Source organism: Buttiauxella ferragutiae, from assembly GCF_022637515.1.
Lineage (GTDB): Bacteria > Pseudomonadota > Gammaproteobacteria > Enterobacterales > Enterobacteriaceae > Buttiauxella > Buttiauxella ferragutiae.
Map to the genome: position 1 here is coordinate 1130479 of NZ_CP093332.1, position 18128 is coordinate 1148606.

Below are 18128 nucleotides of genomic sequence, written 5' to 3' on the forward strand. Positions count from 1 at the left end.
GTCACCCGCACTGAGTTTCTGGCTGATGACGCTGATCGTTTATTTCGGATGACGGGTGCGCATTAGCCGAACGACAGGCTTGTGCGTTTGAGGATCAAAATAGCGGCTTGGCCAGATGGTTTCGGCGGGTACGCCAATGGCTTTGCTTATTAGCAGTTCCCCTTTTGCCCACGGGCGGCTCAGCGCGTTGGCGAGAGTAGAAGAACTTAAACCTGCGGCGCGGGATTCGGCTGCCAGTGAGGTGCCATTTTTACGTAGTGCCGCGATGATGTCGGCTTGATGCCAGTCTTGTTGAAAAGGCAGGAAAGTGGGGTTGTGTGAAAGTGTCATATTCGCATTCTCCGTTGCAAGCGATGATTGCTACCACCGGAGGTGCAAATCTCTTGGGTGGTAGCTCAGACGGAGTTTGCACTACCGGTCACAACGGATGCCGGCCAGCCCGAAGGCTGCCCCGCCTGAGCCACCATTGAAAAATTGCGTTATTACATTGAATTGTAACAGGCAACAGGTGTGCGCATGCCTCGACGTATAAACTGAATTTATAAATCGACGTTGTGATATCCAGGGTGCAAATCCCGGCTGCGGATTTTGCCGCAGCGGCGCTGACTATAACGTAAATCGGCAGTGTTAACCAACCCGCTAATAGGCGGAATGCGAGTTGTTTTCCAGACATTTTTCTTTAGTTGCAGGTGTTGCAGAAGAGGGACGCCCTCACCCTAACCCTCTCCCACAGGAGAGGGGACTGTCCGGCGATCGCCTTCTGCACAGGAGAGGGGGCTGTTCGGCTGAATCAACAGACACAAAAAAGCCCGCGTAACTTTCGTTAAGCGGGCTTTCGACTTCATCAAGTGGCTCTGGTAACCACTGACGGAGGATTTTGGTGGCTGGGGGAATCTGAATGATTCCCTTAATCTATTGTTTAAATTGTATTTTTCTTAATTCAACTTTCATGTGTATACCTAAACGTATACCAATGGCGTTAGCCCACTGAGTTTGGTGGTTGTTTTTTAATCATTTAACATTGTTCATCCACTCTGAATTTCAGAAAAAAAACTTTTTTTCCATTTAACTGTTCACTCTGTTCACCACCTATTTTTATCTTTTAAAATTAATATGTTAAGTGGTGATTAGATGGTGAAGGGTGAACAATCGACTCTTCACCATGGATTTTTAGATATTGGGTCTTATTTGAGTCGTTTCTAAATCTGAAGAAACCTCAGATGGTATATTTTCGATAGTTCGTGAAAAGGTCTTAACTGTCGTGTCGATACGTTGGAATCTAAGTTCATTGCCTGAGCTAAACTCTGGAATTACCTTGAAGATACCAAGAAAACGGTAGAACGTTCGGTTCAGTTCGTCACGAGAGTGAGCCATTACGATCCGTCTATCCCATTTCTCTGTATATACATAGTGTGGGTCTTTGTTGATCTCTGTGATAATTGTTCCATCTGGGGACAAGGCATTGTTCCATTCCTTCTGTTCATAGAGCTTTGGAAACCAGACCATGCACTTACCTGACAGACCAATCGCATCACATACATCTGTTGGCAGGTTCCAACTCCCTGACTGATGATGGCCTTTGCTATAACCAAAACAGCTTAATGCATCTTTATGATAGCGGAATATTGCATGTGGCCCGACTGACATGCTTCCTGCTGCAATATGCCTTTCGGCTGAATACTTGTTGTCATAATCCCATGCCTGGAAACGTCCATTTGCAACAATTTCTGATTTACGTTTGCGGACTAATTCGACAAATATGTCGATATTAATATTAAGGGCATCAATTGTTACTCCGCTGGCCGGTATTCTTTCCTCTTGAAATCCTGTTGCCTCAGTTATGTCTAAACGGCGTATAGCGTCATCAATTTGGGATTGCTCACTGTTATGGTGGCCTTCATCGATTTCAAGATACAGATTGAGTTGCGGGAGAAAGAGATCGGCTAAATAAATTTTTCTATCGTTCTTACGAATACACTGTTGGCAAACAAACTCTATCTCTGGGTCGTTCAAGAGATGGTAAATTCGATTAATCGTATAGTGTTCCCAACGCTTCTTAGAAATCTTAGAAAGAGACCTAAGGATGTAATCCGTTTTTCCCATTGCGTATATCCTTTGCAGATTTTCGAAACAAATCATCGTACTGTTCCTGATGGGTAGGATTGCAGCTCACAGCTCTTTTGTCATCTCACAAAGAAAGAAGAAAATCTTTTTTTTCGTTTAACTGTTCACTCTGTTCACCCTGCACTTTTATGATTTAAAATCATTATGTTAGGTGGTGAACAAAAGGTGAAGGGTGAACAGTCCATTGTTCACCCCAGCCATGTTCAGGCGTAAAAAAACCGGCTTGCGCCGGTTATGTGGGTTAAATCGTGAGCGTATCATCGCATTTGGGTAGCCAGTCGGGGTTGCTTTCCTCTGCCAGCATCAGGTTGGTTTGCGTTCCCTGTTTCGTGTGCCGCTTCTCATAATCCAGCCCGTACTCCTTGAGCATCATCGGCAGTCCCAGCCCGAACATTTTCAGGCTTAGTACATTCTTGTAGCCGTTCGCCTCCATATAGGTCAGGTAGGCATGGTAAAGATAGTTACGGGGTTGTCGCGGCACGATATTGGCGTTACCCATATACATGCCGTTTGGCTGCTCCAGTGCTTCGAGGTAGCCGCAGAAATCAAACACCGGATCAGCATCGCGTTTGATGTTAATCGCCTCGTCGGAGTTTTGCTGCGCCTGGAGCAAATTGCGCGCCGTCGAAGGCTGGCTGAACTGCTGCATAAGCTGGCGCACAATCACGGCCAGCTCTTGCGAGATTTTATCCCTGAGCTGCGGGTCGCGTTCTTCCGGGGCAATCTGCTCCGGAAAGTGCAGAATGACCCGGCGACGGGAAACACCGCCGCTGCGGTCGGTAAAACGCATCGGGTTGTTGTTCACCGCCAGTATTACCGCCGGGATATGGGTCGAGTAGGCGTCGCGGTATTTCGGGTCGACCGAGACCGCATCGCCGCCCGTAATCGCTTTAATCCCCGCACCGTCCCCGCTCCATTTCTCCTGGTCAGGGAGAATTATCAGCGAGTAGCCAATCACCGCCGCACGTTCGCGGGAGGATTCCAGCGTCTCGATGGTGGCTGAGGTGGTGTTATCTTTCCCGGCGAGCATGGTGGCAATTTCGGCCATGACACTTTTCCCGCTGCCGCCTGGCCCGGTCACTTCAAGAAAAAGCTGCCAATCATAGCGGTTCGCCAGCACCATAAACAGCGCGGCGAGAATAATGTCACGCTTGTGTGCGTTCCGTCCTGCGGCACGGTCGAGCCACTGCCAGAAATGCGGCGCATCGCGCTCCAGCGTTTCACCGGCCACCGGCGGGGTGAAATCCACATCACACAGGGTGCGCAGCCAGTGCGTTTTACTGTGCGGGTTGAAAATTCCGCTGGTCGTATCGAATACGCCATTACGAAAACCGATTAAACGCCGTGCCGGGGCTTCATGCTGCGCGAGTATCAGTTTCAGGGTATCGACCACCGCCGAGATTTTCCCCGATGAGAAACCGGCACCGATACGCTGGAACAGGGCCGCCACATCGCGGGCAAACTGCGTGGAGGGCAGCACTTTCCAGGCACCGGCTTCATAACGGGAAATTATTTCCCCGTTCGGGTCAACAGCCAGCGCGTGGCCGTAATGCTCAGAAACGCGCATTGCTTTTTCACTGGTACTCATGGCAGTAAATTCGGCCTCGCTCATTTGCTCGAACGGACTCGCCGCCGGTGCCTTTACGGCCTCGTTTAGCGCATTGCGGGTGGCTTCTTCCCCGTACTGCATAAAGGCATCATTCCAGTCACCAAATACCGGCGGCAGCGCGACCACACCCTGACAGGTATCTGCGGCGGCTGCGGCTTTGGTCTGCCCGTCGCCGTTGAGGTCACGGTCGGCAGCAATGACGATTTGCTGTGCCGGGTGCCGTTCCCGGACAAGGCTTGCCAGAGAAAGGAGGTTCACGGACGAGAGCGCCACCAGAACGGTATCGCCGGTGAGCAGGTTTACCGTCAGGCCGGTGGCATACCCCTCCACTAACCAGAGCCGTTTTGAGGCGGTGTTTTTCCCCTCGATGGTGTGACAGGTGCCTTTCACCTGACCGCCTTTTAGCGTGCGTTTGGTGCCGTCAGCATTGATGAGCTGGAGATTAACCAGTTCCCCCTCCGGAGTGTGCAGCGGCACGATGACATCACCGGCGCGGTAAGTGATGGTTGCCACTTTATGCGTGGTGGTCAGCACCTGACAGGCTCGCTGTGCTAACCCCTTGCGGGTGAGATAGGCATTACCGGTGGCCGTGCGGCTGGACTCAAATAAACGGGCGGCGAAGGTTGCGGCCTCCCTCATCGCTTTATTACTGTCCGGGGCGGTGACGACTTCATCCGCTGGCACCGGCGGCAGATTGCCGGTCACGCTGTTGACCTGGCTTGCGGCTTCCGCAACCGACACGGCCAGCGCTTTTGAAACCAGGCTCAGGCCGTCACCGGCTCCGCATTGATTACAGAACCAGGTGCCGCGCCCGTCTTTATCGTCAAAGCGAAAACGGTCTTTACCCTGGCAGACCGGACAGGGCTGATGCCGGTTAAGCACCACATTCACGCCCAGCGCCGGGAGGATGTGCGGCCACTGGCCTTTAGCGGCGTTCACAGCTTCGGTAACTTTCATATTCATTGTTTTTTTCCTTACGGCTGCGCCGGTTGCGTTAAGTGGCGGGTGCAGAGTTCATCCATGACGGCCAGCCCGAGAAACGAGAGCGCCGGTGTTGTCTTGAGTGCGCCGCTTTCCAGTAAATCCTCCAGTAATGCACAGGCAATTTCCCGGCCTTTCTCCAGTCCGTGCTGGCGCAGATAAAAACCCTCCAGTTCACCGGCAATAGCATCCTCCACCGCGCCGAGCGTGAGCTGTGGAAAGCGTTTCTGTTGCTGGCAGACAGTAAGCCAGGCACAGGCCACGGTGCGACGGTAAAGCGCAGCACGCAGAACGGGTGAAAGTGGCATTCTTTTCATTGGTTTTTCTCCGTAGTCATCCAGCTCATGTGGCAGCGTTCGACCACACCGTCGAGCTGCGTGGTCATCAGAAACAGCAGGGAAGCGAGTTGTGTCTGTTGCGCCGGGGGCTGGCTCAGCACGGTGCATTCCTGATGCTCCAGCAAATCACCGGCAAACTGGCCGACACGTAATAAATGCTCAAGGCAACGCAGGTCATCCAGCGTAATGGTGGCGTTAATTCCGGACGGTGTTACCGGCTGGCTGATATTCATGATTCGGTCTCCTGAGGGTGTGCGAAGCCCTGCGCAGGGGCGCACACAAAATGTTTAAAGTGTTTTTAATTACAGATAATGGCGGTAACTGTTATCCGGTTGTGGGCGGGGAATATCACGCCACGAATACACCACCGGGATATTTTTAAGGACCGGTTTATTCTCTTCCGGATAAATATCAATATTCCGTTTACGCCAGATTTGTAATACCGGGTCATTCGTTATTATTTTCAGCACGGTATAACGGTTCTCAGGGGTTCGCTTAAAACCATCAGGACGAATACAGGTAAATTCCCGCAGGAAGCGCCCGAGCGGTATCTCGATAATCTGCCCATCTGACTCAATACGAATAAGGATGGTGTAGGGTTTACGGAACGGGTTCCAGACCATATCCGGGCAGCGGTAAGGCATATCCCACGGAATACCATCGGCCAGTATTCCGACCACCACAACGGCGGCATAAATATCCGTGCGGTATTTTTCACCCGGCTGAGGAAAATCAAACATGGTTTATTCCCCGCCGTGTGATTCTGACAGACCACTCTGCGACAGAAATTCCTGGCACAGCCCTTTCGCTTTTAATTCCTCCAGCACGAAACTGATGTCCTCGTGCAGATAGCTGAATATCTGCGGAATATAGAGCTGGTGTAAGCCATTCATTTCCCGACGCTGTAAATCACCGCCGACAAACTGCGATACGGCACTGGCGCGGTTGAGTTTGTGGTATGCCTCGATGCTCAGACGAGCAATGACCGGATTCTCGTTACCACGACGGGCTGAGACATTTTTATCAGGGGTTGCGTTAAGCATGCGCCACCTCCGCAACAGGCAGACGGGCGGCAAATGAAAGAATGTAATCACGGACAAGGGAAAGACGGGCTGTGTGCTCATCACCGGCGACGGTACGGAGCATGGAAACACGGCTGGTGCGTTCGGTGCGACGAACGGCGGCAAAAACAAAGACAAACTGCGGGTGAGTCGGGGTGAGGGTCGAAGCCATAAGGGCAACCTCCAATGTTTGCATATAAATGCCACCACCGGAAACGCCAATTTCATTGGTGGTAGCCCAGACAGGGTTGGCGTAACCGGCAACATTGGAAACCGGCGCTTCGTGAGAAGCCCCCGCCTGAGCCACCATTATTCGGAGCATGCAAAGGTGTAAATACCTTTGAGCTAAAAATGGGTGCACTGAGGCATGGACACAAAAAAAGACGCAAGGTGCGTCGGGTGTCACCAATGTTGTAATCGAGACGCCAATCCCGACTGTCGATTTTGCGACAGCGGAAAAACTATAACCGCAAACCTGGAAGGGATGCAAGCCAGGGAAAGGGGCTTTTTGAAAACGGGGCTGATTCATGCGTCACATCCCCGGTTACGTTCTGCGATACGTTCGGCCATCCAGACGGTGACTTCTGACTGAAGCCAGGCGACATTTTTTCCGCCGAGGGAGACCTGTGACGGGAACGCATTGCGGGCGATTAAATCGTAGAGCGTGGAGCGGGACAGACCGCACTGGTGAATGACTTCCGGGAGGCGTAAAAAACGCTCCTGAGTTGGGGCAGAAACCGGCGGCAGATGCGCGGTTGGCGCGGAAGATGGTGCGGAAAAAGCGGTGTGCATAAAGCTACCTCATAACAGTCCATAGAGATCCGGTCGTGTCCGTCCGGCTTCGGGTAGCTCTCTATTTTGTGAATATTTTCACTGAGGGCAATGTTTGATTTTTCGAAAACAAACATTGACTTATTTCAAAGAAACAAACTGGCAAACACTGGCAATCGTAGGCAATACGGTGGAACAAAATGGCAAATCAACGATTCCATATGGTTATATAAAAAATTATTTTATTTCAAATAAGTCTAATGAATATCAAAAGCCATCTCGCTGTCGAAAATAATCAGGGTGAACAGTGGTGAACAGACGGTGAACAGTCAGACCTCGATTGTTCACCCTCTAATATACTGTATTACTTATCTTTTTTTTAAAGGTGAACAGAGTGAATAGTTAATAGCTAAAAAATAATAAAAGAGGGGGTATGTTCCTGCGACCTTTCCTCTGGCAAGCCGGTTTTCAGGTCTTCTTGTGTCATATCTGGTACATCCGGAGTGGCTCACTGATGTTGTGCCATCACAGGCAGAATGACGTCAGGTTGAAAAAACGGAGAACTCAATGATGAAAACTGACTCACTCAACACGGTAATAAAAGTCACCAGTAGCGCGCAGGATGGAAAAACGCAGAACGGCGTCAAAAATGCGCTGAATACGCTGAACGGACAGGAAAGCCAGGTTCTCACCGCCGCACTGACCCGCGACCTGAAATCCTTCGGCGAGGCGAAATCCCGGCATACCGCAAACATGCTTGAGCTTAATGAGATTGGCACCGCTATCAGCCGCAGCGAGAAGGAACGGCAAACCGCACTGGAGGAAAGTGAGGAAGCCGGGCAGAGCTGGCGTAGCCGGTTCCGTGCCCTCAAAGGTGCCATCACACCGGAAATGAAAAACGAGCACACTCAGCGGATTGCTAATCGCGAGCTGGCGGAGGAGTTCACCGCGCTGATTGGCGAACTGGAAACAGATAAAACCCGCACCATGCTCAGTGCCTGCGCATCAGGCAAGGCCTATGTTGAGGCACACCGTACCGCTTTCAGCACTTACGCTAATAATGAATGGAATGCGGCAATAAAAGACCTGAGTCCTGCGCTGATCCGGGCATTCTGTCTGCGCCTGCGTGAGCTGGATATTCAGGGGAATGAGGCACCGAAAAGAACGCTGGTACAGGAGCTGGGCGACCGCATTCTCAGCCAGAGTCAGCTCCACAGTTTCAGCATGGAAAATGAACCAGTGCTTTCTCAGCTTGGCCTGTACCGCCCGGCACTCACCGGCGTCGATATGAATCTCTACGACAGCCCCATCAAACGGTCGATGATAGCCAAAGAGCTGGCAGAGAAAGCAGACAAAAAACAGGAGGGCTGATCATGATGCACTGCCCGTTCTGCAAAACCTCGGCGCATTCACGTACCAGCCGTTATCTGTCTGACAGTGTCAAACATCGCTATTACCAGTGCCAGAATGTGCTTTGCTCAGCGACGTTCCGCTCGATGGAGTCCGTTGAGTCGATTATTTGTCATCCGGTGACCGGTGATGAACCGGCAGATGAATTTATCCAGGGGGAAATGGATAAAGCACCGAAACAGCGACAGTCAGCGACACAATGACCTACCGGGGATGAATCCATGAGCGACACACCATTACAGCAGGCCTTTGCCGTGTGTCAGGCGAATAAAACCGCCTGGCAGAATAAAAAAGATGAACTGAAAGCTGCCGAGACAGCGCTGGATGAACAGCTCGCACCGGGACATCCCCGGAACGCGGAGCAGATTACTTATCTGAGTGAATATATCGACGTTAAACAGTGGGAAATCACCTGTGCAGCGGGGCGTTATATTCGCTCGCATGAAGCGGTACAGCACACCAGTATTTGCCATTCACTCGATGCGTTTATGAAGCAGAACGGGGTCGCGCTGGTCAGTACGCTGGCACCGGAATTAATGGGGATTAATCAGCTTCAGACTTCAGTCCGTGAGATGGCCATACGGCGAGCGACGCATTACCTCGGGGAAGCCCTGCGGGATTATCTGGCGACCGGTCCGGAAATTCATTACACAGCGGAAAACAGCGACATTTTGACAGCCATCGGATTCAGGCCTGATAAGGCTTCGCGGGCTGATACTCAGCAGAAATATACACCGGCACAAAACCATGTTTACGCTCACCGGCTGGCAGAACTGAACCAGCAACCACCCGCATAAAATTAACCTGAAAATCCCGCCATTTAATTCAATTAAACCATGCATTACGGTGCATGGTTTTGCATGTAAAACCCCGTATTTTTCACACCTCATCACCCCAGAGCTGGCGCGGCTCCGGGGTGTTCATGCACCTGCATTAAAACCCACCCATGAAGCGGGCAGGCGTGGCGGGGATAGCATTGCGCGCGGAGTTAAGTTTAATAAAAAAATCGGCATCAGTTATTAAATGACGCCGGTTTGGTTGTAACTAACTCATGGATGGAAGATAAAATTTTCTATATCGCTGATGTCTTCAAGATTACATCGCTGACTTATGCGATGCTTTAATGTGATATTACTTACTTTAGTGTTTACAACACTTTTCATTCTGGTAACAATTAATGGTAGAAGGTAATCTTTCCCTGAAATATATTTTTTTATATCAAAGTTACCATCAATTATTCTGAGAATGCTTTCTTTTTCCTGATTAAGCGCATCTTGGCTAATGACTTTAGTTATTTCAGTTTCTAGTTCAGCGATTCTAGCATCAACTTTTTGGCTATCGACAATACCGGAGTTGTCCTTTGCTAATTTACTAACTTGATAATGTATGTTAGGGATTGTTGGGGCATATTTTTTTACTAGGAAATATGTTACGAATAACTTTATGAGTGGTTCGATATTTAGACGATTCCACTCTGTAAAGTTGAATGCACTACTTAGTTCATCTCGTTCTTTTTCAGGGTCTTCTTCGACGAGTATATCCAATAAAGCTTGTTCGCAGAGGAATATATTCTCTATACAATAATATGGCAGGGTATATAAACCAGAATCGCATCGTCGTTCACCTCCCAATAATTCGATATCACCATCAACAATATGTAGTTGAGGACGATTGCGTTTATTTCTGTCATTTTCCCATGATTGTATAACGGCCGTTTTTCCGCCGAGCGGGAAAACATCGTTAATTAAAAAGCTTTCACCTAATACTCTATTTAAAATGCATTTGTATATTTTTTTATAGCCTATTGCGGTGTCTTCGATATATATGTCTATTGTATTTCTTTCTTCAAAAAATACAGATTTTGCTTTGCGGGCAGCTAAACCACGTTCCAACATACTTCTATGCTCCTACAATAATGCATTTTTCTGTCAAATCACCAACTATATCAGGTGAGTGAGTTGCCATTATAAATTGTGTTTCTGGGTTTAGTGATAATACTGTTTCAGAAAACTTTTCTTGCCATTTAAGGTGCAATGATATTTCTGGTTCGTCGATAATAATTACCCGGCTAAGGTTTGTGTATTTATTGAGCATTACGTTGGCGATAATTACGAGTAATTGCCTTTCCCCTGAGGATAATATATCGATATCACATTTTTCGCTATCTGGTCGAGATACTACTAAGCGACCAACTGTATTAACTTCGACTTTCTTACGTGAATCAATTAAGAATGAGTTAATAGTGTTTAAAAAGTTATTTATTGGCCTATACATTCGTGCAACTTTTTCATTATATTCATCTATAACATCAAGAATATCTGAAATGCGATCGATCTGTACTTTATTTAATAGCCAGTTTATATTAAGGCCTTCGCTGTTCTTTAGCTCTTCAAATAAATCACTGATATTATCGAAGAATTTCTCAATGTCATTCATTAATGATTTATCTAAACTGCCGATTTTTTTAACTGCTTCGGTTATTTCCGTTTTGCGCTTGAGTATTTTTTGTTTATTTTCCCAGCGTAAATTGTGTTCATTTTCGAACATGTCATTATAAGTGTTAAACTTAAAAGATGATTTAAGTATTCTGTCGCGAAGGTATATTGCTTGTTTATCTTCAAATTCTCTTATTTTTCTATATTTGTCTTGTATTATCATTTCGACAGACAATAAGGCATCACCTAAGCTTCCACTGATAAGTCGTTTTTTTGATGACAGCATTTTTCGATGCATCAAAATTTCATTCCTACGGGATAGAGTTGTATCATAATCTATATCTAAATCTTCAAACCCATAAGTTTTTCTGTCTAGCCCTAAAAATACAGGAGGTGTTATTGATTTTATTTTCCTAAGGGTTTCATTTGATAGGAATTCTCTTTCTAAATGCCCATATACTTTTACATCTCGTTCGTTACTCATAAACTCCTCTTTTACTACTAGAGGGATTATAAGCGGTTCTTGAACTCCACTATGTGCTATGCTGATATTCTGGCGATCTTTTTTAGACGAGATTCTAAAAGCTTCATTTCTGTTTGTATACGTTAAAGAGATACTCTCATAGGGTATGTTAAGTAACTCTTTTATATCAATGGTCAGTAATGCTTGGATTAATTTAATTACAGTGCTTTTTCCAGTGCCATTACTTCCAACTAGGAAAGATAAATCATCATTAAAATCGATGTTAAAATTTAAATATCCATATACACTTTCAGCCCGAAAGTTATCTATTTTCATATTACATCTCCTTTTTTAACGAAATTTCCCCACCACAACATTAAAGGGATTCGTTGACTTAGATAGGTTGTACGATTGTAAGCTCTACGTACTTCATTTTTATCAGAATGAGCCAAGGCTGCTTCAATAACATCTGCATTAAATCCTTCTTCATTCAAAGCAGTACTTGCGATAGAACGCATTCCATGTGCAACTAACTTACCACCAAAACCTACCCGTTTTAAAGCGGCATTAGCAGTCTGGCTGTTCATCGGTTGCTTTGGACCATTTCTACTTGGAAATACATGTTCCCGGTGAGCGCTGACTGGTTTCATTATCTCCAGAATATCTAACGCCTGAACAGATAAAGGGACAACGTGTTCACGCCTGCCCTTCATCCGTTCTGCTGGAATTGTCCAAAGTTTGGCATCAAGATCTATTTCTTCCCATCGAGTGCCAGAAGCCTCAGAAGGGCGAACAAGTGTCAGGAGTTGCCATTCGATTAGGCATCGAGTCGAAAGTGAAAGGTTAGACATTGCAAGCGAACGCATTAGCTTTGGTAGTTCTTCCGGTCGCAGTGTTGGCATGTTTTGCTTTTTAGGCCGCTCAAAAGCCATACCAACACCAGATGCTGGGTTAGCATCAATCAAACCGGTGTTAACTGCATAAGTCATGATTTCGTTAATGCGTTGTACCAAGCGGCGAACTGTTTCCAGCGCTCCACGCGCTTTGATGGGTTCAAGAGCCTCAACTAGTGTCCTAGCTTTGATTTCCTGAACAGGGATCTCCCCAATGGCTGGGAACACGTCTTTATCCAGAGAACGCCAAATATCTTTCGCGTAATCCGCTGTGACACTTTTGCTTTTTAGCTGGAACCAGTTAGAGGCAACGGTGGAGAAAATACTGTCGAGGGCAATTTGCTGCTGTTCCTCTGTGACTTCGGCTTGAACCTGTGGGTCGATACCTTTGGCTAACAATGAAAGATAGTCAGCGCGTAATGCTCGCGCATCCGCAAGTGAAAGGGCAGGGAAGGAACCTAAACCAACCATCGTTCTTTTTTTGGTGGTCGGTCTTTGATACCGAAAACGCCAGAGTTTTTTTCCGGTCGTCTTAACGATGAGAAATAAACCTTCGCCGTCATGAAGGGTCAGCTCTTTCTCGCCTGCTTTAGCTCGTAGAACTTCGGTGTTAGTGAGGGGGCGCGTTGTCCGTGCCATATGGCCGCTCCTTCGTAAATTGGTATACGTTTTTAGGCCTACATCTTACCGTATACCTAAACGTATACCAATTATCACTGGATTCAGGCGGATTTTCTCGGATGGTTACGGACAAATAACAGATACAAAAAAGCCCGCAAGGCTTACGCTGTGCGGGCTTTCAGGACTTCCTCGGACGACTCTGGTAATCGTTGAGGGAGAATTTTGGTGGAGCTGGCGGGAGTTGAACCCGCGTCCGAAATTACTACGCCGTCGGTACTACATGCTTAGTCTATCTTTACATTCGCCGGGCAACTGCGGGTAGACACGCCATTACCAAACTATCCTGATTAGTTTTAGTGCTTCAACCCCAGGCAAGGTTTACACACGATCTCTTTTGGGTTTGACTTCTCTTGATCCCCGTCTTAAGAGCGGAAGCTAGGGAGAGAAGGCTCTAAGCAGGGTATTAAGCTGCTAGTGCGTAGTTTTCGTCGTTTGCGACTATTTTTTTGCGGCTTTTTACGAGGCAAACCGCCCCTCGGCATGCACCTTGGGTTTCGCGAATCCCGTCGAATCCAGAATCAGCCCCACAAGTGTTTTGTAAGTATAACAGAGTTGTAGCATCACTTACTACCCCTTGAGTTTGTTAACGTTCACGTAGCGCTTCGCGGGCGCGGTTAAACGGTTTAATCAGGTAATCGACGATGGTTTTTTGCCCGGTTTTAATGTCGACGGTGGCGACCATGCCTGGCGAAATTGAAAAATGGTGTCCGGCTTTGTTCGCCAGGTAGTCCTGTTGGGTGCGGATAAACACCCGGTAATAGACGATTTCTGGTTTCACTTTGTCCTGAATGGTGTCCGGCGAGATGGTTTCAACGATGCCCTCCAGCCCGCCGTAAATGGCGTAATCGTAGGCGGTGACTTTCACCAGCGCACGCTGGCCTGGGTGGATAAACGCGATGTCACGCGGTGAGAGGCGCGCCTCAATCAGCAAGTGGTCATCGAGCGGCACGATTTCCATCATTTCGCCGTTTGGCGGGATCACGCCACCAATGGTCGTTACCTGGATATTTTTGACGATGCCGCGCATTGGCGAGCGCACCGTCATGCGCGATACCGAATCTTCACGGCCTTTGATAACCGCTGAAAGCATATCCACTTCGGCGTTCGCTTTGGAAAGCTCCTCGCGGGCTTGTACGTAATATTGTGAACGCAGGTCGGTGATTTTGAGTTGCAGGTCGCTTTTTTGCCGCTGCAAGCGCAGCACTTCCACGTTACTGGCGGCACCGCTTTTTGCCAGCCGTTGGGTTATGCCCAGCTCTTGATTGACCGAAACCAGCGCGTCTTTAATATCCGCAGCTGAGTCGTTAAGTTGTGCGCGGCGGCTTTTATATAGCCGGGTTTCGGATGCGGTTAGCTCCGGCCAGGCTTTTAGCGAGTCGGGGAAGACCAGCGGCAGGTCGTTCACTTCTGCGTTCAACCGCACGCTGGATGCCAGTGATGCGCGGTAGCGTGCGGCACTTTCGCCGACGTTCGATTGCGAACGCGTCGGGTCGAGTTGGGCGACGATTTGCCCGGCTTCAACTTTGTCGCCTTCGTGCACCAGCAACTGGGTGACGATGCCGCCGTCGAGCGACTGAAGGACTTGCTCGCGCGAGCTGGGAACCACTTTTCCGGTGCCGGTCGAAACCTCATCAAGCGTGCCAAACCATGCCCACACGCCGAGCAAAATAAACAGTAAAACGCTAAGAGTGATAATGCGGCTCGCACCGGAAAACTCGTTTTCACGCTGGATATCCGGGTCGTCCATTGCGGCGTCATGCTGACTGGTTTTCATTTTTCCACTCCCGTCCGTTTGCCTGTGCTGCGGCGCGGCTGTTACTCAGCGCCTGGGCTTTCGGTGCGTCCATCACCAGTTGTCCTTCCTTCAGAACCAGCACCCGCTCCACAAGTTCCAGCATCGGCACCCGATGGGTAGCGACAATCAAGGTGCGGTTGCCAAGCCAAAGCCCGAGGCGCTGAATAAATTCGCGTTCGGTGTGGTCATCAAGAGAGGCGGTGGGTTCGTCGAGCAGTACGATGTTCGGCGAGCGCAGCAGCATACGCGCCAGTAAGATGGACTGACGTTGCCCGCCAGAAAGCCCGGTGCCGCCTTCCATAATGCTGTGGTCGAGGCCTTTGGCCAGGTGCTTGACAAAATTGCCCGCGCCGCTGATTTCCAGTACTTCGAAGATTTCTTCATCGCTGGCGTGCGGTGCGCCCAGCGTCAGGTTTTCACGCAATGTGCCGTAAAACAGCCGTGCGTTCTGGCTCAGGAAGCCAATGTTGCGCCGTAAATCAGCCATGTCGATTTGCGTCATGCTCAGGTTGTCGAGCCGCGCATCGCCACTCATCAAATCGATGCCGCCCGCTAATGCCTGAAGTAACGTGGATTTGCCCGCGCCGTTGCGCCCCAGCACCGCGATTCTTTCGCCTGGCTGGATCTCTAAATGTGAGATGCGTAGCGGAATGCGTTGGTCGTCGCTGTGGTAGCGGAACTGTGCGTTTTCAAACAGATAGTGGCCGTGAAAAATGTCCTGATGCACCAGGCTTTCATCGCGTTGGGTTTCGACCGGCAACTGCATAATGCTGTCCAGCCCTTGCTTCGCCGCTTTCACTTGTTGCCAGCGCGCCAGCACGCCGCACAGGTTTGCCATCGGCGCAATCATGCGTGACGCCAGCATTGACGCGGCGACCATCGCGCCGGTGGTCATATCGCCTTCAATCACCAGCGGCGCGCCAAACAGGATTACCGCCGCGTAAACCAGGCTTTGAATAGTGATCCCCCAGCTGATCAACCCTTGCGAAATCTGGCGAGTCCGCAGGCCGGATTCCGCGGTAATGCGGATGTAGCTGTTCCATTGTTGCAGGAAGCGGTTTTCTGCCTGCATCAGTTTGATGTCTTCCAGCCCTTGCACACTTTCAACCAGCACCGCATTGCGCAAAGTGGCTTCGTGCGCCGACTGGTTCGCCAGCATCGCCAGCTTTTTTTGCAGCAAAATACCAGGCAGCACCATCAGGATGGCGGCGACGGGTGCAATCCATGCCAGTTGCGGCGCGATGATCGCCAGCACGATGATAAACATAAAGAAGAACGGTAAATCGACGAGGGTTGAGATGGTTGATGAGGTGACCATCTCGCGGATTTGCTCCAGCTCGCGAAGCTGCGAAATAAAGCTGCCGGTGGAGCGGGGAACCGCACTGTTACGCAGGCGTAGCGCATGGCTAAACACGCGCTCAGAAACCCGCATATCGGCCCGTTTGCCGAGTACATCCATAATATGGCCACGCGCCACGCGCAGCAGGAAGCCAAACACCACCGCCAGTAATACGCCGGATGCCAGCACATACAGCGTCGGGTAGGATTGCGCCGGAATCACCCGATCGTAGACCTGCATCGAGAAAATAATCCCGGCAAGCGACAACATGTTAACGAGGAACGCCGCCAGCATCACCGGGCCGTATGGCCGGAGATCCTGCATCACCAGCTCTTTTAACCAGTCCGGGCTAAAGCGCGAAATATACGCATCAACGCGGCTGTCTTTCAGGGCCGAAAGCGGGCGCAGTGCGGCAACAAAACGGATGTCCGGCAGCAGTTCGCTGAGTGCCACGCGGTTGGTCTGGTGTTGGCCATCGATAAGGCAAATATCCACGGTATCTGCGCCGTCAAAATGCTCGATAACCGCCAGTTGGCCGTTTTTTAAATCCACCACTATCGGCAACCGCCATTGGGCAATCGCCAGTTCCGGCACGTTCAGCAGGTGAAAAGAAAGCCCCGCCTGGCGCGATAACTGTGTGAGAGCCGCAAGCATGCCTTTGTCTTTAAACCACGGGGCGTTGGCCTGAATGGTGCCTGGCGAACAGACCACGCGGTAATGGGCGGCAACGTGGCTAATGGCTTGCGCCCAGTGGCTCAGCGACTGTTCAGTCAGCCGTTCATCAACAGCAGGGGGGATTTTGCTCATGGCTGGATCTCCAGTGACTGGATGGTGCGATGCTCCAGGCCAAATGCGTTGCGCAACCGGCCGCTGTTATACAGGCAGTTGAGCTGCAATTGATGAAGTTGGCTCAGGGTTTGTTGTCGAGCGAAGCGTGCCTGGAAAACTTCCTGTTCGGCGTTAAGCACATCCAGCAGCGGGCGCGAACCCAGGCCGAGATATTGCTGTTGATACAGTTCGCGCGTTTGCGCGCTTAACTCTTCCTGGCGTTGCAGGACTTGAATGGCCCCCATCAGGCCGAGCGCCTGGCTGCGCGATTCCATTAACTTCTGGCGAATATCCAGGCGTGTGCGCTGAACGCCGGATTGCGCGGCTTCAACAGCATGGCTTGCGGCGTTGCGGCGGGCGGTTAATCCACCCCCCTGATAAATCGGCATTTCAACTTTGATAAACGCCGAGTATTGCGTGCGATCCAGCACTTCGTGGCTGGCGTATTTGTCGTTGAGATAGTGCTGAACCTGCGGTTCCAGTGAAATGGTTGGCGTCATCTGTGCGTTGGCGTAATCCAGATTCGCCTGCGCGACGCTGGCCTGCGCCCAGGAGGCCAACACCGCAGGCACTAAGCGGTCATCCGGTTTGGCAACGTCGCAGCTCTTGCTGAGTTTGTCGGGGAAATCGTTGCTAATACCGTTGAGGCTATTCCAGCCCAGCCAGCTCATTAATGTGGCCTGTGCGCTGTCGAGGTTGGCCTGGTATTGAATCAGTTGCGAGCGGGCGGATTCAATACGGGCGTTGGTTTGCACCACATCGGACATCGACGTGGCACCTTCGTTGTTGCGCTGTTCGGTCAAACGGCCAATCGCGCTTAATGCTTCGAGCTGATCTTTGGCGATATCGACCATTTGTTGCCACATCTGCGCCTGAACCAGGGAAACGGCGGTATCGTGGCCGACGTTATCAATGCTCACCAGCACGTTGGCCTGTTCTTGCGCCACGCCTGCGCTTTCGGCGCGTACCTGGCTTGAGACTTTGCCGAAGTCGTAGAGCATTTGTGAGATGGAAAGCACCAGCGACGGGCTGAAACCGCTGTCGGTGTAGCCGTTGCTGTAGCCGTTATTCATGCCCGCGCTGATTTGCGGGTAGTATTTGGATTTCGCGACGTTGACCTGTTCGGACTGGCCGTAAAGTTTGCCGATGGCTTCGTGAATGCTCGGGTGCCAGTTTACCGCGCGGTTAACGGCGTCGTTGAGCGTGAGCGTTCCGGGCGCAGGCGCGTTGAGCGGCAGGGATGACGAGCCGTCAAGGTTTGGCAGTTCGTGTTGTTGAGCAAGCCCCTCAGTGGTGATGAACTGTGGCGTCTCTTCGGCATGCGTTTGGGCTACACATAGGCTGCATGCCAGCCACAGTGCAAACGGCTGTAATTTTCCCATAGTTTGTCCCTTTTAAAA

The 18128-nt window shown here is 50.1% G+C and carries 19 protein-coding genes and 1 other RNA gene; 3 read left to right on the plus strand and 17 right to left on the minus strand.

The annotated features are described in order from the left end of the window. Positions 1–39 precede the first annotated feature (39 nt). From MNO13_RS05160 to MNO13_RS05200, 10 genes are all read right to left on the minus strand, one after another. Entirely contained in the window at positions 40–330 is a 291-nt protein-coding gene (locus MNO13_RS05160; protein WP_241939601.1) for a helix-turn-helix domain-containing protein, read from the minus strand. A gap of 65 nt (positions 331–395) precedes the next feature. Beyond that, a complete protein-coding gene (locus MNO13_RS24415) occupies positions 396–467 on the minus strand; it encodes an ash family protein (protein WP_121815748.1) in 72 nt (23 codons plus the stop codon). 703 nt (positions 468–1170) lie between these two features. Continuing rightward, entirely contained in the window at positions 1171–2103 is a 933-nt protein-coding gene (locus MNO13_RS05165) for an AbaSI family restriction endonuclease (RefSeq protein ID WP_241939602.1), read from the minus strand. A gap of 262 nt (positions 2104–2365) precedes the next feature. Next, the gene (locus MNO13_RS05170) at positions 2366–4696 is read right to left on the minus strand and encodes a primase-helicase zinc-binding domain-containing protein (RefSeq protein WP_241939603.1); all 2331 of its coding nucleotides are present in this window, start codon (positions 4694–4696) and stop codon (positions 2366–2368) included. A gap of 11 nt (positions 4697–4707) precedes the next feature. After that, positions 4708–5031: a DUF5375 family protein gene (locus tag MNO13_RS05175; protein WP_241939604.1), complete on the minus strand. Its 324-nt coding sequence runs from the start codon at positions 5029–5031 to the stop codon at positions 4708–4710. Further along, positions 5028–5285: a hypothetical protein gene (locus MNO13_RS05180; RefSeq protein ID WP_121814411.1), complete on the minus strand. Its 258-nt coding sequence runs from the start codon at positions 5283–5285 to the stop codon at positions 5028–5030. The genes MNO13_RS05175 and MNO13_RS05180 overlap by 4 nt, the downstream gene beginning before the upstream one ends. 69 nt (positions 5286–5354) lie before the next feature. Further along, positions 5355–5792: a hypothetical protein gene (locus tag MNO13_RS05185; protein WP_241939605.1), complete on the minus strand. Its 438-nt coding sequence runs from the start codon at positions 5790–5792 to the stop codon at positions 5355–5357. Between the two features lie 3 nt (positions 5793–5795). Next, positions 5796–6095 carry a derepression protein gene (locus MNO13_RS05190; RefSeq protein ID WP_241939606.1) on the minus strand — a complete coding sequence of 100 codons (300 nt, stop codon included), beginning with the start codon at positions 6093–6095 and terminating at the stop codon, positions 5796–5798. Continuing rightward, on the minus strand, positions 6088–6642 hold the full coding sequence (locus tag MNO13_RS05195; RefSeq protein WP_241939607.1) for a host cell division inhibitor Icd-like protein: 555 nt from the start codon (positions 6640–6642) through the stop codon (positions 6088–6090). Before MNO13_RS05195 ends, MNO13_RS05190 begins: the two co-directional genes overlap by 8 nt. Continuing rightward, positions 6639–6905, minus strand: coding sequence for a helix-turn-helix transcriptional regulator (locus MNO13_RS05200; RefSeq protein WP_241939608.1), 267 nt, complete (start codon positions 6903–6905; stop codon positions 6639–6641). Before MNO13_RS05200 ends, MNO13_RS05195 begins: the two co-directional genes overlap by 4 nt. A 546-nt stretch (positions 6906–7451) precedes the next feature. Here MNO13_RS05200 and MNO13_RS05205 point away from each other — a divergent pair. From MNO13_RS05205 to MNO13_RS05215, 3 genes are read left to right on the plus strand one after another with little or no spacing between them, the layout of a single operon-like run. Then, positions 7452–8255, plus strand: coding sequence for a capsid protein (locus MNO13_RS05205; RefSeq protein ID WP_241939609.1), 804 nt, complete (start codon positions 7452–7454; stop codon positions 8253–8255). A 2-nt stretch (positions 8256–8257) separates the two neighbouring features. Next, positions 8258–8497, plus strand: coding sequence for an ogr/Delta-like zinc finger family protein (locus tag MNO13_RS05210; RefSeq protein ID WP_121815065.1), 240 nt, complete (start codon positions 8258–8260; stop codon positions 8495–8497). Positions 8498–8515: 18 nt separating this feature from the next. Continuing rightward, positions 8516–9091 carry a phage polarity suppression protein gene (locus MNO13_RS05215; protein WP_241939610.1) on the plus strand — a complete coding sequence of 192 codons (576 nt, stop codon included), beginning with the start codon at positions 8516–8518 and terminating at the stop codon, positions 9089–9091. Positions 9092–9343: 252 nt separating this feature from the next. Here the strand turns inward: MNO13_RS05215 and MNO13_RS05220 are convergent, their stop codons facing one another. The 7 genes from MNO13_RS05220 to MNO13_RS05250 all read right to left on the minus strand — a co-directional run bounded on the left by MNO13_RS05220 (position 9344) and on the right by MNO13_RS05250 (position 18110). Continuing rightward, positions 9344–10189 carry a DUF4435 domain-containing protein gene (locus MNO13_RS05220; protein ID WP_241939611.1) on the minus strand — a complete coding sequence of 282 codons (846 nt, stop codon included), beginning with the start codon at positions 10187–10189 and terminating at the stop codon, positions 9344–9346. 4 nt (positions 10190–10193) lie between these two features. Next, entirely contained in the window at positions 10194–11528 is a 1335-nt protein-coding gene (locus MNO13_RS05225) for an AAA family ATPase (RefSeq protein WP_241939612.1), read from the minus strand. Further along, positions 11525–12724 carry an integrase domain-containing protein gene (locus MNO13_RS05230; RefSeq protein ID WP_241939613.1) on the minus strand — a complete coding sequence of 400 codons (1200 nt, stop codon included), beginning with the start codon at positions 12722–12724 and terminating at the stop codon, positions 11525–11527. Before MNO13_RS05230 ends, MNO13_RS05225 begins: the two co-directional genes overlap by 4 nt. A 205-nt stretch (positions 12725–12929) precedes the next feature. After that, positions 12930–13292, minus strand: a transfer-messenger RNA (tmRNA) gene (ssrA, locus tag MNO13_RS05235). Positions 13293–13349: 57 nt separating this feature from the next. Further along, the gene (locus tag MNO13_RS05240; protein ID WP_241940044.1) at positions 13350–14513 is read right to left on the minus strand and encodes an HlyD family type I secretion periplasmic adaptor subunit; all 1164 of its coding nucleotides are present in this window, start codon (positions 14511–14513) and stop codon (positions 13350–13352) included. Between the two features lie 7 nt (positions 14514–14520). Continuing rightward, positions 14521–16707 (minus strand): type I secretion system permease/ATPase, encoded by a 2187-nt coding sequence (locus MNO13_RS05245; protein WP_241939614.1) that lies wholly within the window; start codon positions 16705–16707, stop codon positions 14521–14523. Next, positions 16704–18110, minus strand: a complete 1407-nt coding sequence (locus tag MNO13_RS05250; RefSeq protein WP_237931176.1) for a TolC family outer membrane protein — start codon at positions 18108–18110, stop codon at positions 16704–16706. Before MNO13_RS05250 ends, MNO13_RS05245 begins: the two co-directional genes overlap by 4 nt. Positions 18111–18128: the final 18 nt, after the last annotated feature.